The 3,647-nt window shown below is 73.5% G+C and carries 4 protein-coding genes; all 4 read right to left on the bottom strand.

Annotation, left to right across the window (positions count from 1 at the left end; translation table 11 throughout):
- Positions 1 to 97: 97 nt before the first annotated feature.
- A complete protein-coding gene (locus x551_RS19720; RefSeq protein WP_036235995.1) occupies positions 98 to 1,120 on the bottom strand; it encodes a glycosyltransferase family 2 protein in 1,023 nt (340 codons plus the stop codon).
- A 25-nt stretch (positions 1,121 to 1,145) separates the two neighbouring features.
- Complete coding sequence (locus tag x551_RS19715) at positions 1,146 to 2,240, bottom strand: glycosyltransferase (protein WP_036250453.1); 1,095 nt, start codon at positions 2,238 to 2,240, stop codon at positions 1,146 to 1,148.
- 58 nt (positions 2,241 to 2,298) lie between these two features.
- Positions 2,299 to 2,895: an acyltransferase gene (locus tag x551_RS19710; RefSeq protein ID WP_152543604.1), complete on the bottom strand. Its 597-nt coding sequence runs from the start codon at positions 2,893 to 2,895 to the stop codon at positions 2,299 to 2,301.
- A partial coding sequence (locus x551_RS19705) for a polysaccharide biosynthesis C-terminal domain-containing protein (RefSeq protein WP_173402824.1) occupies positions 2,892 to 3,647 on the bottom strand: 756 nt, incomplete at its 5' end. The genes x551_RS19710 and x551_RS19705, both read right to left, overlap by 4 nt.

Here is a 3,647-nt window from a genome sequence, read left to right as displayed (position 1 = left end):
TCGAACAGGCCGTAGCGCCGCGCATCGGCCTGCACGTCGCGGCGCGCATAGCGCTCGGCGACCGCGCGGGCCTCCTCGTCTTGCGCGGCCGGCCCGCTCATCGGGTCAGCGTGCCGAAGGCGGGCGACGGCGAGCGGCCGCGCAGCACGTCGAACCAGCCGCACAAGGTGCCGAGGCCGTAGCCGGCGTGGTAGCTCACGATCACCAGCGGCAGGCGCAGCAGCAGCTCGTAGCCCTCGTCGCGCGCGATGGCCAGCGACGCGGCCAGCACGTACACGCCGTACAGGTTGCCCAGCAGCACGGCGCCGCGGCCTGCGGCCGGCCACATTAGGCCGAGCAGCAGCGACAGCGCCAGCGCCGCGACGAAGGCGCCCGGTGCCAGCTGGCGCAGTGCTGCCGCCTGCCCGTGTTTGCGCATCACGAAGGGCTTCCAGTAGCCGTACTGCAGTTGCTGCCGGAACAGCTGGGCCAGCGTCTCGCGCGGGCGGTAGACCGAAACGATGCGCGCGCTCTGCCAGACCACCGCACCGCGGCGCGTGAGACGCAGGTTGTGCTCGTCGTCCTGGTTGCGCACCAGGTCCTCGTCGAACAGGCCGTAGCGGTCGAAGGTGGCACGCGGCCAGCAACCGAGGTAGACGGTGTCGACCGGCCCCTCGTGGTCGAGCGCGCGCGAACGCGCGCCGCCCGTGACCCAGCGCGACTGGAAGGCCGCGGCGATGGCCTCCTGGGTGGCGCCCTCGCCTTCGGCACGCCACGGCCCGCCGACATTGGCCGCGCCGGTGCGCTCCAGCGCGGCCAGGCACTCGACGATGTAGTCGCTTTCGTACCGGGTGTGGAGGTCCATGCGGACGATGACCTCGCCACGCGCGCGCTCGATGCAGCGGTTCAGCCCGCTCGAGACGATGCGCCGCGGGTTGTCGATCATCGCGAAGCGCGGGTCGGCCGCACAGCGCTGTGCCAGCAGTTCGCGCGTGCCGTCGTCGCTCATGCCGTCGGCCACCAGCACCTCGAGCGCCACGCCCTCCGGCAGCTCCTGCGCCGCCACCGCGTCGCAGAAGGCCGCCACATGCGCCTGCTCGTTGCGGCAGGGGGCGATCACGCTGATGCGGCGTTGGGTCATGGCAAGGCCTCTCGGTTCATCCGGCTCACGCGGCGGGTACCGCCACCCGCGGGCGCAGCGATTCGTAGAGCGCCGCCATGCGGTCCATCTGCACCCGGCGCGAGGCGCGCTCCACCGCCAGCGCGCGGTTGTGCAGGCCTTCGCCGCGCGCGAACTCCGGCTCGTCGTGCAGCCGCAGCAGGACCGCGGCGAGCGCGCTCGCGTCGCGCGCCGGCACCAGCAGGTCGGTGTCGCCGCGGATCCACTGCCGGTTGGCGGGCAGGTCGCTCGCCACCACCGGCAGGCCGCAGGCCATCGACTCCAGCAGCGAGACCGAGGTCGCATCGCTGCTCGGCACGCTGAGCGACACGCGCGAGCGTTGCAGCGTCGTGATCAAGGCCGCCTCACCCGCTCGCCCCAGGAAGCGTACCGATTCCGCCGGCAGCGCCAGCTCGGCGGCCAGCGCCTTCAGCGCCGCCTCGTCGGGCCCGCCGCCGAGCAGGTGCAGCGTGGCGTTGGCCTGCGGACGCACCGCGCGCAGCCGCGCGAAGGCGCGCAGCACGGTGTCGATGTTGTAGTTGGCCTCCCAATTGCGCAGGCTGGCGATCTCGAAGTCGGCGGCCGGTTTGCCGGGACGGAAGCGGTCGGTGTCGGCGCCCCACAGCACCTCTTCGCAGCGCCCCGTCACGCCGTAGCGGCGGATCTCGGCCAGCATGTCCTGCGAGTCGGCGGTGATGAGCCGCGCGCGCCGGAGCGACCAGCCCACCAACGCCGCCATCGCGCCGCCGCGCAGCCCCGGGGCGCGCGGCGTGACCAGGATGTCGGAGCCCCAGGCCGTCAGCACCCGCGGCACCTGCGCGCCCAGCGAGCAAGCCGCCGCCCACAGCCCGTAGGACGTGACGTAGTGGCCGTGCAACCACTGCGGCGAGAGCCGGCGCGCCAGGCGCTGCACCTCGGGCAGCGCGAGGAACCAGCCGGCGCCGTCGCTCCCGGGGCGCACCGCGATCACGTCGCTCGCGCCCGGCACCTCGGCCGGGCGACGGGTGAGCACCACGCAGTCGTAGCCGCGGTCGGCGATCTCGCGCACCCAGCGCTGCGTGTGCAGGTTGCTCGCGTCGGCGAAGAACAAAATCCGGTTCATGACGACACCCCGCTCGCCACGGACGGCGAGCGCCCCTCCGTGAGGGTCGGGCCTTGCTTCACGCGTCCTCCCCGTTCGCCCAGGCCTCGTAGGCGAGGCGCGCCGGCTCGCCGTAGCTGGCCTCGTGCTGCTCGATCCACGCCCGGTCGAGTTCGCGCGTGTCGCCCACCACCCTCGCCGGCTGGCCCTCGACGATGGCGAAGGCCGGCACGTCGCCGCTCACGTAGCTGCCGGCCTTGACCAGCACGCCACGGCCGAGCGTGCTGCCGGGTGCGATCACGCTGTGCGGTCCGATGAAGCTCCAGGCGCCCAGCGCCACCGGCGCGCGCTGCAGGCCGGCCGGCGCCGCGTGGCCCCAGTAGCGCTCGCGCTCCAGGCGCAGCGCCAGGTGGCTGGAATGCGTCAACACCGAGACGAAGTTCGTGATCTGGCAGCCCTCGTCGATGCGCAGGCCGCCCGAGGCGTCGATGAAGTTGAACTGGCCGATGAACACGTGGTCGCCCAGCACGAGCCGCTCGCGGGCCTCCACGTGGGTGTGGCTGCCGATGCGGCTGTGGGGTCGCCATCCGCCGTCGGCACTGCGCACGCCATAGACCATGCGGGGCGCGACGAGGCGCTGCCAGAGTCCGATCAGGGGTCGCTTCAAGCCGTTCATGCCGGCCCGGATTGTGGCGCGCGCCGGCCGCTGAACAAGGCCGTCCAGGGCAACTTGGTATCGCGAAGAAACAGCGCCAGCGCGACCGCGATCGCCACGCCGTAGGCCAGCGAGGTCGCGAGCGCCGCGCCCGCTGCGCCGTAGCGGGGGATGCTCCAGGCCGCGATGGCCAGTGTGAGCACGAGCGACAGGCCGGCGATGCCGGCCGACCACTGCGGCCGACCGCGGTGGTTGGTGTAGTAGGCCGACAGGCTGGACGCCGCGGCGTAGCCCGCGATGCCCGGCAGCAGCAGCGCCAGCGGCAGCACCGCGCCGGCGTAGGCCGGGCCCAGGACGGCCGGCAGCGCGAACGCGGCACCCGCGTACAGCAGCGGCGCCGCCAGCAGCGTCGCGAGCAGGTTCACCTGCACCGCGCGCAAGGTAGTCCACGCGGCCTGCTGCGCGTCGGGCGCGCCGATGCGGTGGTAGGCCGACACGGTGACCGCCGACGACAGCAGCCACAGCAGCTCGGCCACCTGCACCGCCACCGAGTAGACGCCCGTCTCGGCGAGCCCGCCGTGGCGCTCCAGCAGGAACAGCGTGGCGCGGTAGTTCAGCAGGCTGACCAGGTTGGTCGCGCCGATCGTCGCGACGAAGCGCCACCGATCGCGCAGCACGCCGCGCTGCGGCACGGCCGGACCGGCATCGCGCCGTGCGGCCCAGCCGGTGCCGATGCCGACCAGCGCCTTGCCGAGCACCCAGGCCGCCAGCAC

It is taken from the genome of Methylibium sp. T29 (assembly GCF_000576205.1).
Classification (GTDB): domain Bacteria; phylum Pseudomonadota; class Gammaproteobacteria; order Burkholderiales; family Burkholderiaceae_C; genus Methylibium; species Methylibium petroleiphilum.
The sequence above is the reverse complement of the archived record's forward strand: the minus strand, read 5'-3'. Positions and strand labels throughout refer to the sequence as shown.